The organism is Arenibacter aquaticus, from assembly GCF_003957295.1.
In the GTDB taxonomy this organism is placed as follows: domain Bacteria; phylum Bacteroidota; class Bacteroidia; order Flavobacteriales; family Flavobacteriaceae; genus Arenibacter; species Arenibacter aquaticus.
In genome coordinates this window covers 1-23642 of sequence record NZ_RQPJ01000003.1, presented here as the reverse complement: position 1 = coordinate 23642, position 23642 = coordinate 1, and the positions used below count along the sequence as shown (strand labels likewise).

20 protein-coding genes and 2 pseudogenes are annotated in these 23642 nt (G+C 38.5%); 5 read left to right on the top strand and 17 right to left on the bottom strand.

The annotated features are described in order from the left end of the window. Positions 1–174: 174 nt before the first annotated feature. The 4 genes from EHW67_RS07375 to EHW67_RS07360 form a co-directional block, all read right to left on the bottom strand. A complete protein-coding gene (locus EHW67_RS07375) occupies positions 175–711 on the bottom strand; it encodes a hypothetical protein (RefSeq protein ID WP_126161739.1) in 537 nt (178 codons plus the stop codon). 267 nt (positions 712–978) lie between these two features. Next, positions 979–2859 (bottom strand): helix-turn-helix domain-containing protein, encoded by a 1881-nt coding sequence (locus tag EHW67_RS07370; protein ID WP_126161738.1) that lies wholly within the window; start codon positions 2857–2859, stop codon positions 979–981. Positions 2860–3076: 217 nt separating this feature from the next. Continuing rightward, the gene (locus EHW67_RS07365) at positions 3077–4366 is read right to left on the bottom strand and encodes a Gfo/Idh/MocA family protein (protein ID WP_126161737.1); all 1290 of its coding nucleotides are present in this window, start codon (positions 4364–4366) and stop codon (positions 3077–3079) included. Positions 4367–4428: 62 nt separating this feature from the next. Further along, a complete protein-coding gene (locus tag EHW67_RS07360) occupies positions 4429–5715 on the bottom strand; it encodes an acetylxylan esterase (protein ID WP_126161736.1) in 1287 nt (428 codons plus the stop codon). Positions 5716–6065: 350 nt separating this feature from the next. Here EHW67_RS07360 and EHW67_RS20990 point away from each other — a divergent pair. From EHW67_RS20990 to EHW67_RS07330, 5 genes and pseudogenes are all read left to right on the top strand, one after another. Then, a pseudogene (locus EHW67_RS20990) lies at positions 6066–6179 on the top strand (RagB/SusD family nutrient uptake outer membrane protein); the annotation flags it as partial. 26 nt (positions 6180–6205) lie between these two features. Next, positions 6206–6592, top strand: a pseudogene (locus EHW67_RS07350) (sulfatase family protein); the annotation flags it as partial. Between the two features lie 100 nt (positions 6593–6692). Beyond that, entirely contained in the window at positions 6693–6893 is a 201-nt protein-coding gene (locus tag EHW67_RS07345) for a hypothetical protein (protein ID WP_126161734.1), read from the top strand. 1056 nt (positions 6894–7949) lie between these two features. Further along, positions 7950–10724 carry a LamG-like jellyroll fold domain-containing protein gene (locus EHW67_RS07335; protein WP_126161733.1) on the top strand — a complete coding sequence of 925 codons (2775 nt, stop codon included), beginning with the start codon at positions 7950–7952 and terminating at the stop codon, positions 10722–10724. Then, positions 10721–11467, top strand: a complete 747-nt coding sequence (locus EHW67_RS07330) for a hypothetical protein (RefSeq protein WP_126161732.1) — start codon at positions 10721–10723, stop codon at positions 11465–11467. The genes EHW67_RS07335 and EHW67_RS07330 overlap by 4 nt, the downstream gene beginning before the upstream one ends. A 390-nt stretch (positions 11468–11857) precedes the next feature. Here EHW67_RS07330 and EHW67_RS07325 read toward each other — a convergent pair whose 3' ends face one another. The 13 genes from EHW67_RS07325 to EHW67_RS07265 form a co-directional block, all read right to left on the bottom strand. Further along, on the bottom strand, positions 11858–12835 hold the full coding sequence (locus EHW67_RS07325; protein WP_238389863.1) for a type II toxin-antitoxin system HipA family toxin: 978 nt from the start codon (positions 12833–12835) through the stop codon (positions 11858–11860). 8 nt (positions 12836–12843) lie between these two features. Next, positions 12844–13170: a HipA N-terminal domain-containing protein gene (locus tag EHW67_RS07320; protein WP_126161730.1), complete on the bottom strand. Its 327-nt coding sequence runs from the start codon at positions 13168–13170 to the stop codon at positions 12844–12846. Then, on the bottom strand, positions 13167–13385 hold the full coding sequence (locus EHW67_RS07315; protein WP_126161729.1) for a helix-turn-helix domain-containing protein: 219 nt from the start codon (positions 13383–13385) through the stop codon (positions 13167–13169). The genes EHW67_RS07320 and EHW67_RS07315 overlap by 4 nt, the downstream gene beginning before the upstream one ends. A 603-nt stretch (positions 13386–13988) precedes the next feature. Next, a complete protein-coding gene (locus tag EHW67_RS07310; RefSeq protein WP_126161728.1) occupies positions 13989–14453 on the bottom strand; it encodes a DUF6730 family protein in 465 nt (154 codons plus the stop codon). A 20-nt stretch (positions 14454–14473) separates the two neighbouring features. Further along, positions 14474–15340, bottom strand: a complete 867-nt coding sequence (locus EHW67_RS07305) for a relaxase/mobilization nuclease domain-containing protein (protein WP_126161727.1) — start codon at positions 15338–15340, stop codon at positions 14474–14476. After that, on the bottom strand, positions 15337–15633 hold the full coding sequence (mbpA, locus tag EHW67_RS07300) for a mobilization protein MbpA (protein WP_126161726.1): 297 nt from the start codon (positions 15631–15633) through the stop codon (positions 15337–15339). Before mbpA ends, EHW67_RS07305 begins: the two co-directional genes overlap by 4 nt. An 85-nt stretch (positions 15634–15718) precedes the next feature. Beyond that, positions 15719–16582 (bottom strand): toprim domain-containing protein, encoded by an 864-nt coding sequence (locus tag EHW67_RS07295; RefSeq protein ID WP_126161725.1) that lies wholly within the window; start codon positions 16580–16582, stop codon positions 15719–15721. Positions 16583–16809: 227 nt separating this feature from the next. Continuing rightward, on the bottom strand, positions 16810–18003 hold the full coding sequence (locus EHW67_RS07290) for a VapE domain-containing protein (RefSeq protein WP_126161724.1): 1194 nt from the start codon (positions 18001–18003) through the stop codon (positions 16810–16812). Then, entirely contained in the window at positions 18000–18287 is a 288-nt protein-coding gene (locus EHW67_RS07285) for a helix-turn-helix domain-containing protein (protein WP_126161723.1), read from the bottom strand. The genes EHW67_RS07290 and EHW67_RS07285 overlap by 4 nt, the downstream gene beginning before the upstream one ends. 912 nt (positions 18288–19199) lie before the next feature. Beyond that, positions 19200–20012: a hypothetical protein gene (locus tag EHW67_RS07280; protein WP_126161722.1), complete on the bottom strand. Its 813-nt coding sequence runs from the start codon at positions 20010–20012 to the stop codon at positions 19200–19202. A gap of 914 nt (positions 20013–20926) precedes the next feature. Continuing rightward, positions 20927–21586, bottom strand: coding sequence for a hypothetical protein (locus EHW67_RS07275; protein WP_126161721.1), 660 nt, complete (start codon positions 21584–21586; stop codon positions 20927–20929). A 137-nt stretch (positions 21587–21723) separates the two neighbouring features. After that, positions 21724–22302: an O-methyltransferase gene (locus EHW67_RS07270; RefSeq protein WP_126161720.1), complete on the bottom strand. Its 579-nt coding sequence runs from the start codon at positions 22300–22302 to the stop codon at positions 21724–21726. A gap of 805 nt (positions 22303–23107) precedes the next feature. Further along, positions 23108–23545, bottom strand: a complete 438-nt coding sequence (locus EHW67_RS07265; RefSeq protein WP_126161719.1) for a hypothetical protein — start codon at positions 23543–23545, stop codon at positions 23108–23110. Positions 23546–23642 lie beyond the last annotated feature (97 nt).

The following is a 23642-nucleotide window of genomic DNA, read 5'->3' as shown; positions in this document are numbered from 1 at the left end:
CCCTCTATTACAGATTTGGACAAGAGCCTTTATGATACGGACCGGTTTTACATTTTTTGGTTCAAAGCTAAATCTGAATATTTTTGCTATCGTGTAATTTTCAATTTAGCCCATTATAAATACGAAGACCTTTCGTATATGTTTTTATTAGCAATTGGTTGGGAAACTGTAAAATTATTTTAAGATAATTGAGCCCGTCCATACATGATCTGTTCTTCCTTCTTGCAGCCTAACATAACTGTCCGTCATTCCAGAGCCTGTAGCACCTTCAAAACGACCTGTCCCTCCATCAAATTTAATAGGGTCTTGAAACATTAAATCATAACCTTCCCTAGTGGAGGGCAGTATTTGTCCTTTTATAGGGCTGATGTTCAATCGGTCTCCGTTTTCGGCCATGAAGTAACCAAAAGCGGCAGAGAGCCCCTCTTCGGCAAAGTATTCATGCGATCCATACTCACCTGTTTCCACATTATTGCAAAACTGTCCTACAAAGGTGAATTCACCTAAAATTAAGTTCTTTTCCCCAATTCCTTCTTGCCTAACCATAAATATTGGTGGTTCACCACAACTCATATCCCCATCTACAGGGCCTCCAAAAGTAGAAAACTCAAATCGGAAAGGAATTGGACCTTTCACTTTTACATACTTTTCGCAAAACCAAAAGAATAAAGACAGGGACGCTACAATAAAATAAATATTAATTGTTTTCATGATATAAGGTTTTAATAGTTAATAAAACTTTATCAGAATGAATTTCTCAGGAAGACCGGTCAATAACTAATTGCGTTTCTGTAAAGCACTCTTAAAATTAGTGATTATGCTTTCCAGTTTTAAACAATTATGTTGCCATAAGATGCAAATTTTGGTTAAGAAATGTTGCCCTATAGGGAATATCAATATGGCCCCTGTTGGTATCTTTGGCTACCACTAATTACATTAGAAGTAGCTTAAGTAAAGTGGTATACCACAATCCAAAGATTATAAATCCAGGTTCATTTTTTTTAAAAGATTAACAAAAGAAGCGTCTGTCTTCATAGAATTAAAGGGACCAATACATTTAACCCATGGGAGTGGATACAGCCTATCTTGGTATGCCTGGTTTAAATATACCATAGCGGAGTCTTTACCTTTTAAAGCAAGCTGTAAAAGAGCTAGGTAAGTTGGGTTTACAAATTCTACATGGCTCATAGAGTCCATTTCATTTAATATTGCCAAAGCCTTTTTCTTATTCCCGAGATGAACATTGGCCGCTCCTATTGAGGATAGGATCATATCATTCTTCCAGCCTATTTTTTCGTATTCATTAAGTGCTTCCAAATATCTTTCTTGGTCGTAATACACATTGCCAATTATATAATGGGCAAAAGAGAAATTAGGTTCAAACTCCAAGAGTTTTTCCATTTCCTTAATTGCTATTTCATGGTTACCTATAATTTGATGCATCCAGCCCAGCCATAACTGATAGGTGGGGTATAACGGATTTATTTCTGTGGCCAGCCGTGCCTGTTCTATTGCAGATTCCTTCTCGTCTGATAACAGGTACAACCAAGCCAAATGAGCATGGGCGAACTCTTCATTGGGATTGATTTTTAATGCAATGTCAAATTCTTTTTTGGCATTTTCCCAATCCCATTCATTGTAGAGATATACCATTCCTAGAGCGGTGTGGGCTTTTGCCATATTTTCATCCAATAGTAGGGCCTGCTGTGCCGCTGCCTTTGCTCTGACCATTACATGTTTTTTCGAATTTTGACCATGTCCTGAGATGGCATATCCCAATGCCAAGCTGGCATATGCGAAGGGATCGGCAGGGTCTGATTCAATAGCTTTTTTAAGATGGCCCATCCCTTCATTAAAGCCCGCTTTCGTATCTTTATTTAGGTAATACATGCCCCTTAGATAGTGCTTATATGTTTCCTTATCGGTACGGCGTTTTTTGTTAAACAATTCACCTTCTCCAGGTGTAAGATTAACATTTATCTCGGCAGCAATATTCTGTACAAGTTCACTCTGCAGACTTAATACCTCACTAATTTGTTCATAATATTCTTGAGACCCTAGGTGGCGTTCATTGGGAAACACTTCTATTAATTGAACCTGTAAGCGAAGGCTATCTCCCGAAATAAATACAGAACCTTCTATAATTGCTTGAACTCCCAACTCCTTGGCTATATCAGGCAATGTTTTCTCTGTATTATCCGAGAAAGGCAGAGTTGATGTTTTTGAAATAACTCGTAGACCACTTATTTTACCTAATTCGCCTATAATGGCATCATGCATTCCTGCAGCCAGATAGGATTGATCTTTGTCCTTTGAAAACGGTTTTAACGGTAATATGGCAATACTCTTTATTTCATTACTAGCTTTTAACGAATTGCTTGTATGTTCTAAGATGAATAATCCTATAAACATGATGGCCACAATTGATACGACCATAGTTCTGTTGGTTATAAAGCTAATTATACGGTTCTTCGGGCGAACCAGAATGGAGGGTACTTTTTTCTTGACTTTATCGTTCATTTTTTTAACCTCACCCGGTGGATAACCATAATAGTCATGAAAACATTTATGAAAATAAGATGGAGTGTTAAACCCTACTTGATAGGCAATTTCAGAAACTGATCCCATATCCTTGCTCAATAATTTCATAGCTTCAACCATTCTGATTTCACGTATAAAATTACTTATGGATTGACCTGTAAGCGATTGAAGTTTTCTGTATAGGTGAGATCTGCTCATTCCTATTTCTTGGGATAAGGGGACTACTCCAAATTGTTCATTGGTGATATTATCAAGTACAATCTGCTTTAGTTCTTTTAGAAATACTTCATCCCTATTTAATTCCCCAAGCGCTGACATACTTAATATTTAAGTTATAGGGGAGGGCTTCTTTAAATTTACAAAATTTATTCTCATTAGTTGGTATCTGCAATGCTAAATGCATTACAGAAATGCCTGATAGTATTCCAAATAACTAGGCTATTTAAAAATGAAATTGAAAATAGTCCTATTCCCAAGTTATAAGTTTATCGTTTATGCCACTGTTTATAGTTAACCCTATTAAATACGCGATTGGTTATTTTACCAATTGCCAGGGTTTCCGTGGTTTTCTGGACAAAAGGCCATTGGCCTCCGAATCTCCAATAAATTTTTCCTTACCCGAATCCCAATTGAGCTTCCTTCCCAATCTGTATGAAATCAAGCCCAAATGCATTGGTAAGGTCATGGAGCGGGCATAGGCCAAATTTGATTCGGGTTGGGATCTGGATTTTACGGCATCCACAAAGTTTTGTTGGTGTCCAGGAGAGCGAATTATGCTTTGCGAAATTTCTGGGATATCGGTCATGGTTTCACCGTTGATGGTAATCTCACGTGTATTGTAATCGCATATCAGACTGCCTTTGTCTCCTTCAAAATAGGCGCCTATGCCTCGTTCCGCAGCACCGGGAACATTTGGAGGTTCACTGGTCCAATACAGATTTAAACCGTCAAACTCATAATCAATTTCGATCCATTTTGGGGTGTCGGCGATGCCTTCGGCTTTTTCACCTCGGGCAACAATACTTTTTAGCCCCTTGGGTTCCAAGGCCCAAAAGGCAACATCAGCAATATGGCACCAGAAATCGGCAAAGAAGCCTCCGGAATAATCCAAGAAATAGCGATATGTAAAGTGGCATTTCTCCGGTATATAATCTACATAAGGTGCAGGTCCCAACCACATATCCCAATTTAGACCTTTGGGGACGGCCACACTTTTAGGATTGCCCAAATTTGGAGGTGCCCCTGTTTTCCATAAACGAACCGTGTGTACATTACCAATGGCGCCCGACTTTATAATTTCCACCACACGATGGTAATTATCGGTAGCATGTATCTGTGTTCCCATTTGAAAAATACGGTTGTGCTTTTCCAAATTTTTGAGCATCATTTGACCTTCCTTAACATCATAGGAAAGCGGTTTTTCACCGTACACATCTTTTCCTGCCTGAAATGCCAAAGTTGCAATTTGTGCATGCCAATGGTCCGGGGTAGCACAGGTTATGGCATCAATATCCTTTCGGTCCAGGATATTTCGGAAATCGCTATAGCCTTTCACCTTTTTTCCCGGCTGAAGGGTTTCCATTGTTTTTAAACTGTTGGCCAGGTGCAGTTCGTCTACGTCGCAAAGGGCCACTACATCCACTTCAGGTAGGGCACTGAACCATTTCATATGGCTATTGCCCATGCCACCCACCCCAATATGGGCAACCCTTAGGCGATCGCTAGGAGCAATGCTGCCGTATGCTGAGGGTAACAAGGTTAGGCCCAATAGGCCCAAACCACTTTGCTTAATGAATTCTCTTCTATGTTGGTCTTTTGCCTTCATGTATGCTTGGTTTAATTAAAAATAGAAAACACCATGACAAAATTTATGGCGCTCAATTCATCTTATTCCTTGAGTTTGGCGAATAGCCATTTCTTTCTCAATTCCTGTTGCTCAGGGTAGGTCCAATGCTGTGTTTTTTGAAACAGATGTAACTCCTTGGGCGCTGTCACTACATTATAGGCGGAATAGGTAGAGGCAGGTGGGCAAACATTGTCATTATACCCCCAACTGTACCAGCCGGGTACTTTTAGGAACCGTGCAAAATTTACGACATCATAATACTTGGAAACCTCTATTTTTTCTGGTTTGTTGGAGAATTCGTCCACGAAAATCTGCGGCCAACCTCCGGCACGCCCATGTAAAAATCCGGTCATATCGGATAGGGCAGGATAAAAGGCGGCCAAATAATCAATTCTGTCATCCAAACTTGCGGTGACAATGGATAGTGCACCGCCTTGGCTACCACCGGTAACCGCAATATCCTCACCATTAAAACCATCCACACTCTCTATAAAATCAACAGCTCTAACACAACCAAGATACACTCGGTGGTAATAGGCGTTATCCCTATCATCTAAATTAAAGGTCTGGTAACCATTCAGGGCCCCTCTGGCAAGATCATCATAAACGCTTTTATCCAGGTTTACGGGAATGCCGTGAATACCAATGGTAAACGAGATAAAGCCTTCGGCTGCTTCGTCAATTTCCCCATAATATGGCCTTATTCCAGCACCGGGCACGTGTAGGATGGCTGGGTATTTCCCAGGTTTTTTTGGTTTGGTAAGTATGCCATATATTTTGCCTTTTATATTATCCAACTTCACATGGTATACATCTACCTTGTCCGTGCAGCGTTCGGGCATTAAGGTCAGTACCGCGTTCATAGGTACTTGGTTCAATTCTTCCTTGCCTTTTTCCCAAAAGGCCTCAAAATCCTTCGGCAAAGTGGTGGTGGGCTGTATTTTTTCCGGTGCAAAACCTACCGTGGTATAGGACGAATATTTTTTCCCGTCTATCTCAACGGATGCGGTGCAACGAAGAAATCCAGGTTCGGTGAATTTTTTGGCCTTGATTTTCGTGGAATTGTTTCTAAGGGTACGCGTGCCCTCATCCCATATTTTTAAGGTTCGGTACCCAGGGTCTGGTTGAACCTTATACTCAATTTCGATATCGTCCAGGGCCACATTGTTTTTAAAAACGGAAACTGTAAATTCGGCCTTTTCCCCAATAGAGTAGGTCCAATCTGGATGGTTTGGACTAACAATAACCTCTACTAGTTCTTGACGGGGTTGGGCAATTAAATAAGTGGAAAAAAGGAGAAAGCAAGCAAGGGAAGTGAAAATTTTCATTTGTATTATTTTGGATTGGTTTGTGTTCAACATTATAGCATTATGGGGGAGAATGCCTATACTTCTAGTGGACGAAATTGGTAATGATTCCATACCACTCTAGAAAGATAATAAATTAGGTGGAATTTTGGTCCCTAAATGCAGGAGACCCCACAATCTGAGGTCTTGAATTTTATAAGTGTTTGGGAAATGTCGGGTTTGGGGCTTGGACAATCCCAATGCTAATATGAGATTGTCGTCTGGCGCACACTTTGATAACGATAGGGTCAAAGTTCAATGGTGAATTGGTTACAGGAGATGAATAATTAGCTGATCTTATAGGGTTTGCCTTTAAGAAGTATACTTATTTTGTGGATGATACTAATAGAACTCCACCACAGCCCAATCAATCTGAAATAAATACAATTGTTATTAGGTATGCTGAAATATTACTAACCATAGCCGAGGCAGAGAACGAATTAAATGGACCCACCGATAGGATAAGCCGTTTTTTATTTATTGGGCTTTCAACGCGCCGCATTACCCTTACCAAGGAACTACAAAGTTGTTGGACTATTACAAGGGTCTTCCAACGCCGGGAAAGGAATATGCTGCCTTTGTGTCCAAGACGGATGAGAACATTGGCAATATACTGGATTATCTGGATGAGGTGGGTATTGCGGATAACACTATTGTTATTTTTCAATCCAATCACAGGCATTCGTTGGAGGAAAGAGCATTCTGGGGAGATGATAATTCCGGGCCGTATAGGGGAAGTAAATTTAGCTTGTTCGAAGGGGGTATCCGAGTTCCGGCCATTATTCGTTATCCTGGTATATTTCCTGCCAATCAGGTTCGTGTTCACGTGATCAACTTAGCTGGAGATGGATTGGTATAGTACTATAGGTGAATTGACCAATTCAGAAGTAGCAGATAATCTGGAAGGGAAAAGCCTTATGTCCGTTATTTAGGACAGCAAAAGGGATTCCTCCCATGAGGTGGCATATTGGCAGCTGGGCAATTATGATGATACCAATGCACAATGGGCAGTGCGCAAAGGTCCTTGGAAACTTATTGGCAATGTTAGGGAACCTACTGGCAAAGGGAAGAAAATGGATCTAGAAAAATTATTCTTGGTCAATTTGGATAAGGACATCAGTGAGAAAAATAATTTGGCAAAATCGAATCCAAAAAAATGAAGGAACTTCTAAAATTGCCTATTCTTGGATAAAAGCGGTTCGGAAAGAAATGAAAGAATAACCAATAATTTATCGGTTAACTTTAAGATTATTGCTTTTAGAATGCCCTAAGTTTTTAGGTAAATACAATAATTATGAGTTTGTTAATTTAGTTGTAAAAGGAACAATGGGTAACTATTGTTCCTTTTTTTACTTTTGATACAGAAATATGAAACCCTTATGTTTATTGGGTCTAATGCAAACTGAGGTACAATAGGTCACGGAAAGTACACGGAAATTAGCATTGGGTCAAAAAAGTGTTTTTGTAACTGGGCCTACTAAAACCTCTCCTAATAATTCACCGTTAATTTATAACTTTTCTTTTAGAGCGATAGACAACTATGAGCCGATTAAACTGTCTAATCGGCTCATACTAATATAATGTTTGAGCGAACAATCATTTAAAATTAGATGATGTAAAGGGGTGAAGGCAAAAAAATATATGTCCATCGCCAAAACTTCAAAAGCTACAGCCAATAGGGATCTACAGAATATGGTAGAAAAACAAAGTTTACTCCCCATAAGTGCCGGTCGAGGAGTGCCTTACGAATTGAATTTATAATGGGAAACTATTGTTCCTTTTTTTATTCTAAAAAATTGCTTGTGAGAACTTCGAGCAAAATAAAAACCACGAGTTAACCCTATATTTAGTGATGCTTATAACCGTTTGAACACAACGGCCTAACCTAAGACATTAATGGAACAACCGTTGATAAGCTCTAATAGTTCTCTATAGGCCTACCACGCCATGACCATATTTAAGCCTTTTAAGTTATATGTCTCATATAGAAAATTCTAGTTGTGGAATTCTGGTGTAAATCACTTCTCCCTATGTGTTTTTGAAGGATTGTTATGTGTATATGTGGTTGATTAATAGTTAGTTGGGTTTGGTGTGTTAACAGATTTTTTGTACCTTAAACTCATTCCCTTACCCCTATTTTATATTCAATATTTCTTAGTTGCCTATTTACTCCGCAAGTTAGGAATGGTGGATAATGTAATTATTAACCCACGGTTATGTTTAAAGTAGGATCATTCACGTTTTCATTTAGTCACTTGTCATTTCTAAAAAATTACAGGAATAAAATTTTGTTATTATGTGCCGTTTTGTTCTTGGGTTTAAAATCAACTTTCTCACAAAAATCAATTAATCTAAATGGCCTGTCCGATTACATAGCAGTGGGGCATAGCGAATCATTGAGTCTAGAGGGTGACTTTACTGTAGAGGCCTGGATCAAGCCCAATGATATAAGTGGTGAAAAAACGATACTGATCAAAGGAAATAATGGGCAGTGCGGTAATTACGGTCTATTCATTAAGGACGGAAATTTAGCATTCCTATCGGATGGCGACTGTAATTGGGCGGTAAGCAGAGGTCCTAACGCAGTCCTACAGGTTGGTGTTTGGCAACATATTGCTGCAGTTTCAAATGGAAATAATGTAGGTCTTTATATTAATGGTGTGCTGACCGACACACTGGTAAGAAATGCAGCTGTAGGGACAGTAAATAGTCATGAATTATGGATTGGTCGGTCTATTTTTGGGATCACTAATTATTTTTTTAATGGTTTTATTGACGAAGTTAGGATTTGGGATATGGCAAGATCACAAACCGATCTTCAAAACAATATGAGTACAGAGCTATCAGGTCTGGAGGAGAATCTAAGGGTATATTATAAATTGGATGATTTTGAAGCCGATTGTGATATTACGGATTGTAGTATAAACGAGAATCACGGTCAGAGGGTCAATTTAGATGACATTAATAGTTTACCTCAGTTCATGGATGATCAACCAGCAAATTTAACCGATGTTGCATGTGGTGTGGTGTTTAACAATTGTATCACGTTTAAAGGCGCTTTTCAACTGTTTGTAGATTTGGTAATGTTCAATTTAGAAAATGATAATGCAAGCGTTTTTTTAAATGATGAGGCCCAAGTTACCAATGCAATTCAGAAAATCCAATATTATTATTCAAATAGGCACCTCATAGTGGATGAGTTTTATGATTTTCTATCTGGACTATGTACCACGTATCCCCATTTTTTCACAATCAATTCTAATTTTGACGATGTACAATTTAAATATCTTGGGTCTTTTCGAGAGCAAGTTCATATTTATCTTAGGGACTATTTGCGAGACTACCCGGATAAAGAACTCCAGTTTTTATCAGCTTTGGAATTGATAAATCCAAATGCGTCAGCTTATTTAAAAATTTGGAATGATTATGAAATTCTGATTATAGATAATTTTAGTTTAAGCCAATTGCAATTGACGGTAATTGATAATCTTCTGGCTTCTTTACCCGATGGTATTACAGATTTAGGTGTAATTATGTTTAGGGAGTTTTATACTAATAACTATAATAGCGCAATCTATACCACTCAAAGTGTGAGCGCTATTAATTCATTTGGTTCACCTATCGGGATAAGATCGGTTAATGGATTTCCCTCGGATTTCGATTCTTTTCTTTCTGATGAATTTTCTATAGCTCTTAGTCATGAAATATGCCATACTATTGACTTTGATTATTTGAGGTTGGACCCTAGGCTTCAGAACTGGAAATATGACATGTTAAATACTTCTGGTACAACCAATAAAGAATATTTAAGATCAAAAGTTCTAGATATAGCCGGCAACGATTTCTTTCAAGTTTCTCCACAGGAATTTTTTGCTTCTTTAGCCAATATCTATTTCAGTAACTCTGGACTGACTTTGGAATTGGCAGTAGAACGGTTTGTCAATGGATTTAAACAACCTATAAATCAGTTCTTGCTTATGGCAGATGTCTTTTCATCTGGATCTGATCAAACCCAATTTTATGTAGTAGACCAAAATTCCAATTTAAATTTGAGCTATCATGCCTTAGAGCGGAATGTCAACGGTTTTATTAGTAAGATTCATATTGGAGTTACCGGGAGTCTATCATTTTTGTACGATGAAAATAATTTTGTGTCCCAGATTATAGATCAGCGGGATGATGATTCAGATGGTGTAATTAATGATCTTGATCAATGTCCTAATACCAATAATGGACAGGCCGTAGACGAAAGAGGCTGTGAAGCGTTTTCATTCAATGCCTTTCGGGTGTACACCGAAGGTACAGCATGTCCAGGAACTGCAAACGGATTATTGGAACTATCGGTAACAGAGGAAACCAACGGGTATATATTTGATGTACAGCTCACCGGTAATGGTATTGACTCTAGTTTCGAAAATGCCCTAAGTTTTAAATCTCCATGGTCAATATCTGACCTTGCATCTGGCACCTATGCCATAACGGTTTCTTTGGATGATGGGTATCAAAACATATTTGAACAAGTAACGATTTTGGATGCAGAGGATCTTTCGGCCGATAAAACCAGAGTTGACGAAAAAAACAAAATAGCTTATTATACCATTTCTGGCAATAGAACATATAGTGCTACAGTGAATGATAATACCTTTTATTATGATGTTGATACCCGAGAGGCCTCAAGTATAGCTATTCCTATAGAAAAAGGCGAAAATACAATTTCCATTAAAGGGGCGGAATGTCAAACTGTTTTCAAAGAGCAATTATTTCTTAATGACCTAATGATATATCCAAACCCAGTCAAAAAGGGGTTTTATCTTAACGGAAGTGTTCTTGGGAACATACATATTTATAATACATCAGGATATCGGGTTAGGTCAATATCAGATTTGGAAACGTATGGGAATTATATAAATATTCAGGAATTTCCTTCTGGTGTTTATTTTATGAAATTGGAAGGTAGCAAAATGGAATACCTAAAAATCCTTAAAGAATGAAAACCTTATTGAACATAATGACAACCATTTCTTTAATTGTGGTATTTATTTCCTGTAGTTCAGGTGATGACGGTGACACCAATACATCAACTATCCCAAACCCAACGCAAGGTCCGGGTAATAATTCAGGGAATCCTACTACCACCCCTCCAGACAGCTTTACATTGATCTTTCCAAAGAATAGCGAAATATGCCAGACAGGTACTGCGGTGGCAAATGCCCCCCAAAGGATTCTTATTAATTTTAAGTGGGCTGTCTCAAGTAATGCTGATTATTATGAGCTTTCAGTTGTAGAGTCAGAATCATATAATGAAGTTGCCAACCTTCGAACTACATCTACCAATCAAGAAGTGGAAATTGACAAGGGAAAATTATACCAATGGAGCGTAAAGTCAGCCAATGATGACGGCGAATTTACCTCCAGCCAATGGAGTTTTTATTCGATAGGGGAAGCCGTTGGCAATTTTGTTCCCTATCCGGCTTACAATATTCAATTCGAATTTGATTCATTAAACGATCTTTTATCTATTCAATGGGAGGCATCTGATGAAGATGGGGACTTTTTGAATTTTGATATTGTGCTTTATGAAAATGATATCCAAATTTTTAATCAAACAGATTTGACAGTTAATACCAGTTCAAATATTCCCGTGACAATCGGGGCACATTATTATACAACTATAACTGTAAAAGATAAGATAGCTGCTACTTCTAAAACTTCGCCCACCGTAATATATCAATAGCTTCCAATGATATAGCCTCATATAAAGGTAACATGTTTCAGGTACCTATAACAAGATTAGGAAGCAAATAATGAGGAAATATGAAATTTAGCGTTTGTATCTGTGCAATATTGGATTGGATGTAGAATTTAATTTATAGGACGCGTTAAATAACACTTTTTGAAATGTTACTTCCCGATACAGAAAGTGACTAACCCTTATTTTACAGGGGTTCAGAAGCTTTGAGGTACACATGAGGTACAAAACTATATTTCTGGATATCAATTAATAATCACACTTACCTTATTTTCAGTGCCTTATAAAAATAGAGAGATTTAGTGATAAATATATGGAATAATGCCATATGAGCCGATTAAACATCCTAATCGGCTCATTAAATAACTATAAGCTCTAATCCCTCAAAAGTTTTTTAAGCCTGGTCTGATACCCTTGAAGATAGTTTCTTTTCGTCTTTTCATCCAGGTATGAAAGTTCGACTAGGGATTGTACTTTATCCTGATTTGTCGTTAAACTTTTAAATACCTTTTCATATTGCCTTTTAGAAATGCCAGCAAGTGCCGCTAGCTGAAAAAACTGCTCGGTAACCTTACCTCTTGATTTGTCTAGTGGTAAAAGTCCATCTTCTAATGCGAAATCTCTATCATCAATATGAATTCTACTATTTAATAGGTCATAGGCCGGACTCAATTTAAAATCTCCCAAAGCAGTTTCTATTAAAGAGAAATTTTTGAAATGGGCGTCACCGTTAGATATTAAATAATTGAAAAGTAGTAACTTAAATAGTTTTATAGCCTCGATTGGATAGGCAGGAACATACTTTATTAAAAGTTCAAAAAGTTGCAAATAATTTCCAGAATATTTAAAATCCGTACCATGGGTTTGTGGTGTTCTGCCTGCTAGAGTGGCAAAGTCTTCAACTGCTAATTTAGTACCATCTTCTTGCACATCAAAGCGTTTGGTAATATATGCGGGGTCTCCATTTTTAAAGAATACAAGGCCGTTCTCCGCAGTTTCTATTCCGAATATTTGGCGTGCTATCTGCATGCTCAAATGTTCGTTGGCTGGCATTTGATCTGTACGGGTTCCCACATTGGGAATAGGTTTTAAAATGTACTGCCCTTGTTCTCCTTCATTTATCAAACGTAGTTTGTTCTTTTCCAATAGTACCGAGAATTTTTCTTGTACACCAGAAATGGATAAACGTATTTTGTTTTCTTTAAAGAGTTCTTCTGTAACTACATTGGTAACGGGCGATTCGTAGGGTAGGATAGGGCTTACCTTCCTACCATTGAATAAACGGTTTAATGCTGTCGTACTATAGGTATCTAATCCTTTCTTTAAAGTACCAGGACAATTGTTTATTTTCATTGGATTACTCATGTTTTTATTTCCTTAACCTGAATGGCTCCAATCGTATCATATTTCGCAGTGGTCAATAATAGACCAAAATAGTCTTTTGGGTCTATGCGTAACTCAAAACAAATATTTTGTTTGTTCGATCCCTCAGGAAGCATATTATAAAAAAAAGGGAATAGAAATTCGGAATGATACTCTTGTTGGTTTTTGGGTAATGTAAGGCTGATAGCAGGGGAGTCCTTTGATTCAAACCATTTGTCATGATAACGAAAGGTGAAACTTCCATCATCGGATTGGGTCAATATACCCGCATCTTCCTTTTTGTATAATATGATTGCTCGCCTCATTCTTCAGGTGTTGTCGTTTTTACTTGGAAAGTGAGTTCCAAACCTAGTGCATTGCCCAGTTTGGTTAATGTTTCTGCAGTAGGGTTGCCTTTACCGCTTTCAAATTGTTTAAGGGTACGAAGACCCACACCTGAAAGGTCTGCCAATGTTTCTTGGGTAACCTGTAACATTTCTCTTCGCTCCTTTATACTTTGGATTAAACTACTAAAGTGCATTATATGGCTCTTTTGTAGGCTAAATTATATATTTATCATGAATAAACATAGTGAAAGTGTGTTTTATTGCACTATTTGGTCTTTTTTAATGTAATTAGCTCTATTTACTTAAATAGTGTATTATAGTGCACTAATTAAATAAAATTTTGCTTCGTGTTAAACACATCTATCAGCCTTTCTTAACGAAGGTTTGATTTGACATTTTAGCCCTTTCAATTAATCAATAGTTGTCCAGTTTATTTAATAAAAAACTGGACATTTCAAATTGTTGTAATTATAATTATTTATTGTAATCTTCTGATTTTGATTATGATAACGATTCAAATTTGCAAAGAATTTCTATTCACCTATAAGCATTTATTTCATAGGTAGGTAGGAGGGAAGGGCTTTATATAAATGATACTTCCCAAGTTAGCGATGATTTTTCAGGTATTTGTAATAGCTACTTATTCATCTGACAGATAGTGCTAAAAAAAAAACTTTTTCCTAATCAATAGTACCTTTTCAATCCCAAATCTTACAAAAACTTTGCGCTTGGATCCTGATTCGATTTTATAGCGTTCGGGCGGATAAGCGTTACATAAAATCGAATTAGGGCGCCACCTACTTTTGATCTGGTTTTACTTCTTTTTTAGACCATTCCAGAAACCCCTTATAGATATCAGGATGCTCTTTAAAATAGCTATTCAGTTCCGTTGAAATAACCACTTTTCCTTCTTCGAAGGCTTTCTCCTTTTCTTCTCCCAACTGTGCCACCTGATAGCCCAAATAGCCAGAAATGGACAAAGAAATAATTAATATCAAACAAACCAATAACAATAGCCATTCAGGGATGATTTGCGACTTTTTAAATTGTTCCTCAATTTGGATGGTTCTAGTATCCTGCCCTTGGAAATGATGTTCCTGCGTTCTCTTAAGTTCCTCCAGTTCATTTCTTATTAGGGAAATGTCCTGTACCGTTTCCGAACCCGTGAGTTCCTTGCTTAGCTGTTCCAATTTCACCAACATCTGTTTCAATCCTTCCAGTTCGTCGGTCAATAGTTCCGTAATCTCGTCCAACCTTGCCATATCTTAATCTTTAATTATTACTATCCTATCTCGATTCCCATACCTTTTTTAATGGTCTTCACAATAACCTTTTTCGCTACTTTCATGGCAATGTTCCCACTGAGCTCCGTGGCTTTTCCTAAGAGGCTGACGGTATTGTCTTTGTTTTTGACGAAGCCCCTTCCTGCATGTTCCGCTATCCCTATGGCCAATCTGCTGCCTGACATGGAACGGTGCACCTCGCTCCCCTTTAAGCTATGTCCTTTAAACTCAAATCGGAATCCCTGCAATTGGTTCGACTTGTTGATGCTGGGAATTACCTTAACATTGTTCCGTTCCATAAATTTCATGTACTGGTCAAAGTTCTTGGGCCGGTGTTCCACCATGACCTTCTCATGGATCATCTTGATCTCATATCGTATGAGTTTTATCTTGTCCAATTTTTCCTGTTGCACTTCCCGTACCGTGGTCAGCCCAATATCTCTGGCGACGTTTTCCGCGGCCTGCTGGCTCCTCTTTCCGATAAAACTGTCGTTATAGGCCCTGCCGTTAAAATCGATGCGGTTCACATACACATGGACATGGGTGTGTTGTCGGTCCCTATGCACAAAGCCGATGGCCTGATGCCCTTCTAATTTCATTTCCTTGAGGAATTTTTCCGTGATCTCGTTGAGCGCTTTGGCATTCAGTTCCTTGCCCTCCTCTATGGTCGGACTGAGGACAAAGCTCAGGGTATTGTTGGTGCACCTGGCATTCTGTTCTTGGACGAACTTGAATTCTTCCGTAATCTCCTTTGGGGTTTCCCCTGCCAGATTTTTGGAGTATACCACCTCCGCATCCTTCTCCTGGTTCCAGCCATATTGCATGGAAGCCCAAGTATGTGATATCGATTTCCCTTTGCCTATCATTTTTTAAAATTTTTAAGGTGACCCCGTATTTCCTCGGCCAGCTTTGTAACCTCTTCCGCCAATTTGGGATTCCGTTTTCTGAACATGTTCCCGATCAGCTTAAAGTTTGTTGCATAGCGGATCAACATCTTATAGATGTCTATCTGTTCTTCGGTGAGACGTTGAACGATCTTGTCCCCAAAAGCGGCACGCCGACAATATTCGCTCACGCTCAGCCCGCTCTTTTTGGCCTTGATCCTAAGCAGCTTCTTCTCGTAGAGGGAGCATCTGAATCTGATATAGGTCCTTTTCATTTTTTACTTCTTTGCGACCTCCGGGAGCAAAGCAAGATCGTCTTTGTGGCAACAAAGACACATCTTGAATTCCTTCCCCGACGGGTCATAGTTTTTTGGCCGTGCACCATGCGTTCACATCCTTAAAATCCTTGTACAAGTTTGACATGTCCCTGCATTTGGGGCTTTGTTCCATCAATAGTTCAACTGCTCTTTTTCCGGCTTTGTCATTGTCCAGATAGAGCGCGATGGATTCATAGCCATCAATTAGTTCTATTACTTTTTCAACAAAGGCCAGGGAATTCAATATCAATAGGTCATTTTCATTCCTTAGTCTTTTATCCCGTTCCAACAGACTCAACATGTCGAACATGCCCTCGGCAAGGATCAGGCTGTTTTTCCCGTTCTTTATGTGGGTATAATCTTTAGGGGAACTTGAGTTCTTACAATACTTATTCCGAAGCTCCCATCCATGGGAATCGTTCTGTAAGCCAATGGCGAAATACATCTTATCCTTGAATCTATAATGGACTTCCTTACACAAGATTCTGGCGGTCATTATGGAAATCCCCCTTTTTTCTACATACTCTAGCAGGGCATTATGGCCAAGTACCTTTACATCCCTAATTTTGATCCCCTCCTCCTCAAATTCATTAAAAAGGTGCTGGCGAAAAGAAAAAGAGATCTGGCCATTCTCCAACCAATCCAATGCTTCCCTTACGGTTGATCTGTTGAGTAGGCAGACCAGGTCGATCACGTTGCCCCCTTTCCCTTCTCCATGGTCATACCATCTGTTCAATGTTTTGGAGACCTTGAAAGAGGCTTGGGTCTCTGACCTGAAAGGACTCAGGAACCAAGCTTCTTTTTCCGATGTCCTGGTGGGAAAGTGCCCGAGTTTTGCCAGCGCCTTTTCGATGGAAAAATCCCGGGCTGTTTCACACCGTGTCCTAAATGTTTTTTTTCTTTTCATCAGCCGGTTCTTTTTTTTGATTTTCTCTTACCTTCTTACCTAAGTCCCTGTTTATATAGGTTAAGAGCCTAGGTAGCTCCAATTTTGATGTTACCCATCTTACCCTAAAAGGTAGGTTAGGTAATATCTAGGTAACCAGTGGTTAATGTATCCTACCTTAGTGTAGCTCCCATAAGTGGGGAGGTTATAGCCCATTAGGTAACTAGGTAGGTGCTTTTGCACTTTTTCTATACTTCCATCTCCAAAGGACTGTTGGTAAACACAGCTTTTGCCAGATATCCGTATACCTGCCGCTTGGGATGTTTTACCCTTTGGAAGTTAAATCCGGACAGTGCCCGCCCAAGATTGATCTGGTTTAGTCTCATGTTGAGATGCCTTAGCTTTACCAGTACGTCCGAAGCCGTGACAAAATCAGCCATGTCGTTGGATTTTTCAAAGTATTTGGAGACCAGTTCCTCTTCGGTGGTCAATTTGGTATATTTCTTATTGCGCTCCTCGTTCTCCAAAATATCGGTCAGGGTGAGCTCTGGATTGAATGAAGGGTCATGATAGGCGAGATAGTAGGCCTGGATCCATACATCCTTGATCTCCATTTCCTTGGAATAGGAGAAATCTATCTTGTCCTTGAGTTCGAAGCAAAGCCACCGTACCGATCCCGTCTCGTCGTTCAAAAAGGAGGACATGTTGGTAGAGCCCAAAAAGGAGCAGATCCTGGGGAGGGTAGTGTTCTTCCGGTCATAGGGCAAGCGTTCATTGATAAAGGTCTTGGAGAAAAATGCTTTTAGGGCATTTACATCCTTTTTTGTCAGTACGGCCAGTTCATCCAGATTGTACAGAAAGTTACGGCACAACTGGATGCGGGCATCCTTATCGTTGCTGATGTCCTCTGCCATATAATCGGAGAGTTCCGGTGGACAGATAAACCGGCACCAAGTAGATTTTCCCGAGCTCTGCCCCCTGTGGCTGATAATGAGAGCCTGTTTGTTGAAATAGGCCGGTTCCAGGGCGCATTTTATGGCCCGGACCAACCATTTTTTGAGGTGGTAGACAAAGGCACCGTCATCATAGGTTGGCACATAGGATGCGAGCTTCAAAATGTGGTCTTCCCCGTCCCATTTTGGGAGGGATTCAAAATACGCCCTGATCGGATTGTATTTTGGAATGAGTTCCGATCGGATCAGTATCTCCAGCTTCCCCGTACTGATATCGATACCCGCCTTTGCCAGTTCTATGATCAGGGAATTAAGGTTCAGGTAGGACCATTCCCTGGAATGTTTGAACGATATCTGGAAATCATGGGATATCTCGTTGTACATGATAGTGTACTTCCCCTCCAGGTATTCTATCGTATAGTCATAGATGGTCTTTTTTTTGGCCTCCTTTACCTTGTAAAGCTGCCCCCTAGGTGTATCGCCTATCATGGTCGTCGATTTTTAAGGGTGTGTCTCAACGCTTCATTTTCGAGATCGGACTTTGATTTCCTATTGTTCTGTAGGAGCCAACCGTTCAGCTTCTTCTTTTCAAAGAAAATCATTTTTCCATTGGGTTTGGAGTGCGGGATGTTTCCAGAAGAGGTCAATTTGTAAAGGTAGCTCTTCGATATTCCTGTGTAGTCACAGGCTTCTTCAAAAGTTAAGACTTCTTTGTGAGCCGTTAACAGTTTTTCAAGGCGATCTAAACGATCAAAAATTAAAATAGTGTCCATTTGGTTCTCTTTTAAGATTAATAAATGAACAAAAGCGCTTTTGTTTACCTTCTATAGGTTTGTTGAAATAAAAGTAGAAAATAGGTGGGTTGAAAGTGCTGGTAAATCTAAATATTTATTCACAATGAATTGATGTACAGTGCATTGTGTTGGATGATATAATAAGCAATATCATTTGGTATTATTTGATATTATAGAAAATTGAAATACACCAATCTGCATTGTACTTTCCTTGATGATTTGAAGGGAAAAAACAGAGTTATTAACAATTGAATGCGAGCGGATTGGGGATTTGGAGGTAGAAAAAGCGCAGATTTAGTCCAGCATGCTCCCAAATAAATCATCCTGAGGAGTCAACATGCTCCGGAATAATTTAAAAAATTCGGCTATCTTCTTTTTCTTAGGGGGTCAGCATGCTCCAATGTATCCACTCACAGGATCGATTTAAAAGGCGAGTCGATGAGAAAAGGGAGTTCAAAAATAGATTAACAATAATTTTTATATCATGGCAATATCTATCAAAGTGGCACTGTTTGACCGAAACATGTGGCACCATCACTCCGAAATAGCCACAAATTAAGCTATTTCTGGCTGATCGTTGAACATATAATGATTGGATTTGTACCACTTCGAAAGATAAAGTAATATTCGATTGCAAAATCGCGATAAGATATGGCCAATACACTTGATCCTATACTCTTAACATAAATTATCGCTCCCCACTTGGATGGGTGTAGTTATCGTATCGTAAGATCGGATCCGCCTTGATTATTTTCCGGAATACGGTAAAACTATTATGAATTACATTATATTGAATAGTCAACGTACTGCTCACTACCTCGACCTGAGGTGGAGGTGTGAGGTGGTTTAGACGTGAGACTCCCTTTTACCTACTCGACTAGGCATAGTTTTTCAATTTTCAAGCCAACTATAGAATTTGACGTTATTCCAACTAATTATTGAAATAGTGACTCCAGAATCTTCTTCGATGTTTTCAGAAGAATATTCATTCATTACGTTAGCTAAATTGTTAAATTCTAATGAATTTGTGTACTTATAATATTTTGAGGGATGATTGACCCAATTTCCATCAGTTGTTTCTGGATAAGGTATTCTCCCTTCTCCTTCAAAATCAAATTCTATGAAGTCAGGATTTTGCTCTATTATCTCTGAAAAATCTGTGTAGATGTTTGTATTAGTTGTATTAGTTCCACAAACATATGCAAATGAATTTTTAGGAATTCTAAAAGTTTTGTTGAACAACGAGGTTGTGAAGTTGTTTTCGATAAGTGTTAAAGATATTTTTTGTTGATTAATGTCTATATAATACTTGTCAATTACACTTCCATTTAAAAAGGTTATTTTATTTATGTTTTCAGGTAATTCAATATAGGATGTTGCAGGTCCGATTGCAGTTAAACACAATTCGGGTTCAATTATCTGTTCAAATCTTACAATAAGTTCATTGTCATTTGTAAATTCAGTTGTTGCCAACCCGTAGTTGATACAAGGGAATATTTCGGAGGTAATTAGTTTTAATTTTAAAACAGGCTCTTGAGCTTCGTTAGTTGTATATATTTCTTCTGCCATAAAATTTATTACTGTATCGATAGAGTTCTCAATTATATATTCGGCATAATCGGTATCATTTATAACATCACCATTTTCAGAATTACAACCCAAAAAAGCAAATCCAATTAAAGTGAATATTAATATTTTTTTCATGACATTTATTTATAAAGTAGATGCGAATTTTTCCATTTGGATGCGTCAAATGTTTACAATGCCCAGGCTATGAGTAGTGCGGGAGCGGACCTACACTTGAATTTTCGCCACACACCAAGCAAAAGCTTTGAGGGTTTGGTTATTTTTTAATCTCTGGGCAAAACTGAAAAGGTATTGCTCTTCATAAATATAGACAAAACTTTAATGTTAACCCATAATCCCGCCTTGCTTATAGGTACAGTATGTGCCCAGCATGGGCATCTTTTATCTACTGCAAAGTAGATAATTAATCTAGAGGGTGCAAGCCGGCCTGACGGACAGGCAGGTCCCTTGTGGGCAGGGGTAACCCTTCGTCTTCGCTCAGGACAGGCTCTTTGAACCATTAGTAAGCTGCAAGGTTGCTAGTTGCGAAACTAGGACTGAAGGAAGCAGGACTACAAAACTCGGTACCGACGAACAGGAACCAGATATGAGGCTGTTAGGATGGATGAGCAAGCACATCATTGTAAAGTCCGAAACACTTTTAAGTGAATGCCGAAGCAGTAGATCTGGCAGGAATCGAGGGAAACCACGCTTTTTGGCGTGGCAGGAAAGATGTCATTACCTGGGGAGGTCTCCAAAGTTACGTGTAGCTAAATGGAGAAGTCAGCTGACGTCGTAGTACTCATTGGAAACAAGTTGCAGAAAACTGCATAGGTCTCACAAATGAGGAAGGACTGAACGTAAGCCTTTTGGAAATTAGAACGGGAGCATTGATTTTCGTTATTTGGGTGACCGACTCCCAAGAAAATATGTAGCCTATTCATAAAGTACAGAATAGTTTCGATTGGTGTAAAGAGCGATTGAAAAGATGGATTGCGAACCGCCGTATACGAGACCCGTACGTACGGTGGTGTGAGGGGTGCACTCCGTTCCTACTTAGGGGCGGACCCGTCTACTCGATTGGCATCTTTTATTAATCTTTTAAAGGTCTGGGCATAAAGTTTGTTCGAGTTTTTCAATTTCTCCGCTTTTTCTGGAGAACAAGTCCATTCTGCTGATTTTACTCTTGAAAAATCCGTCAACTCGGATTTGAAACATTCTCTAATCGTTTTGACATATTCCCACAGAAAATCCAATTCCAATTCAATCCCTGTATATAATTCTGAGTCAAATTTTTTATATTCTGGTAGCGGCTTAATTTTTTTTATAGCTCCGTAGTCAAAATGCCATGACATTAAGCTCGGATATACCTTATTTTCCAAAATTGGTAGTTCCCCTTCGTTTCCCGAACCAATAGGATGAAGCCCATCTTTATCATTACTTAAGAAAACCATGATTTTTTGTCCAACAAAATAGTCCGACCATCTCACAGCGCAAGTCCAGTCCTCAAATCTATTAATGATAATGACCTTGTCCTTTGAAGTAAGACTTCTACCGACCATTAATTCAAACACATTTTCGTCCACACAAATTATTTCTCCATAAGCAATTTTGTCCGCTCTATGAATCAGAGAAATAAAGTCAATAGGCACAAAATCCGCCTTTGCTACACTTGTGGAAAAGAAAATTAGTATGGCGAATAGTTTTTTCATAATGCCAACGTTAAGGCTATGATTTCGGTCTGGGAAATCCCTTGGGATTTTCCGGTAATGAAATCGTGCCAGATTAAAAGTAATGAATTTTCTCTTTTGAAGAATGCAAGACTGAATTATAGCCCCTGTTGTGCTTACTACTTTTTCACAGCTATTATTAGTCCAGTTGACCAGTTTATTTTGGTAAGAGTCAGATTTACTCGACTTTCCAAATCTTCTATCAAATCGTCGACATTGTTTTGATGTCCTGCGGGCCAATTTGGTTGTGCAGTCATGTCATCGATAATATAAAATCCACCTATTTTTAGTAGGTCAATTGTTTCGTCTAGCTCTCCATATTTACCTGGCCATGCATCTGCAAAAATCAGATCAAATTTATCACCGTCATAATTTTTTATCCATTCCGCTCCATCTGCACATACAAACTTTACACGCTCGTCGTCTTTAAAGTTTTCTTTGGCGATATCTATTAGTTTTTTGTCATTATCTAGCGTAATGATGCTCGAATGTATATCCATTCCGTCCGTCATCCATGAAAGTGAAAGTCCTATCCCTGTACCTAATTCGAGGAATCTTCCTCTTGGTTTTGAGGCAATAAGGGTTTTCAGTAAGGTACCGATATATAAATCGGATGGCATTGTAAATCCAATTTCCTCACTTTTCCTTTCGATAATAGGATGAATTTTTGGTATGTCTAGAATATTTGAATCGTTCATTTATTTTAAGTATTAAGCACAACGTTCCGGCTAAGCGTAGTGCGGTTGCAAGGAAACTTTTCGTTTCCGTCTGCGCACTAAGCTAAAGCTTATTGTTTAGTTTTATTTTTTCTTGTCCAAAGCTAAATCCATAAGATTTAGCGACTTCATAAATATACACAGACCTTTCCGTTTTGACCTAAAGTCCGCATTACGTTTAGGCATTGTTGGCAAATCGTTTTTTATTTTGCGTCCGAGTAAAAGCTGGCGTTCTACTTGCGTACTGAGTGCGTCCGAGTAGGAAAGTCTTGCGTACCCCTTCGTAGCCCTCTGTATCGAGCTAAAATCCATTTGTATTATATGAGCAGTTCAAGATTGAGTTTTAGCTTAATTACACAATTACGCTGAATTGTAAATTCTATTTATAATTATTATTTAACGAGTTTGTTTATTAAATACCCCATAATTAAGCTGAAAATTATAACAATTCCAAAACCAATAATGGCTGAAATAAAATCATATTTGTACGTCGCAATTCCAATCCCAATTATTAACATTATGATATACGGAATATTTTTTCTGCTTCTCAAATATTTTTTCATTAACTATTTTTCATAATGTTTGCCAACGTCTCGGCTATGGCAAGTAGGGCAGGCAAGGAAACTTTTCGTTTCCGTCTTGTCTGCTAGCCAGAGCTTTTTGTTTTGTAATTATTTTTTCTTTTTTAATTGCCAAATCTAAAAGACTTGGCGGACTTAGTAAACACGCCCAAGCCATTAAATATAGCACTTTATGCCCTATTTGCTATAGGTATTGTTGGCAAACGTTATTTTTGTTTACATCCTTTATAGGCAATGACTATTCCGAATAAACATAGACCTATTCCAGCTATCCAGTTGTGTTCTTTTTCGTATTCGTTTAAAAATATTATTTTGCTTTTTTCTGCATTTGTTAGCATTGTTATTTTCTTTTTTCCTTCTACCAAACTGCAAAATTTTTGTCCTGTTTTTTTATTAAAAACCTTACCATTGAATTTAAGTTTTGCAAATCCACCTCTACGTCCAATTCGCTCGCAGTCCGGAGGAGATTCTATAATTTCAACCATAACTTTTCTTCCCTCATTGGTTATGTCCATTTGAGTTTTAGCTTTGTTCATTGCTAACAGTCCAAATAACAGAATAAAAAGTCCGCCAAGTATCAATCCATAATTGGCGATAAACTTGATTATTGGATAGTAAAAATCGGAATTCAGTCCTGATTTCATAATGTTTGCCAACGACAGATGTATGAACAGTGGCCCACGGCCATTTTTTATACATACTGTTGTAGGTGGTTTTCTTTTATTCCGATTAAATTAATTT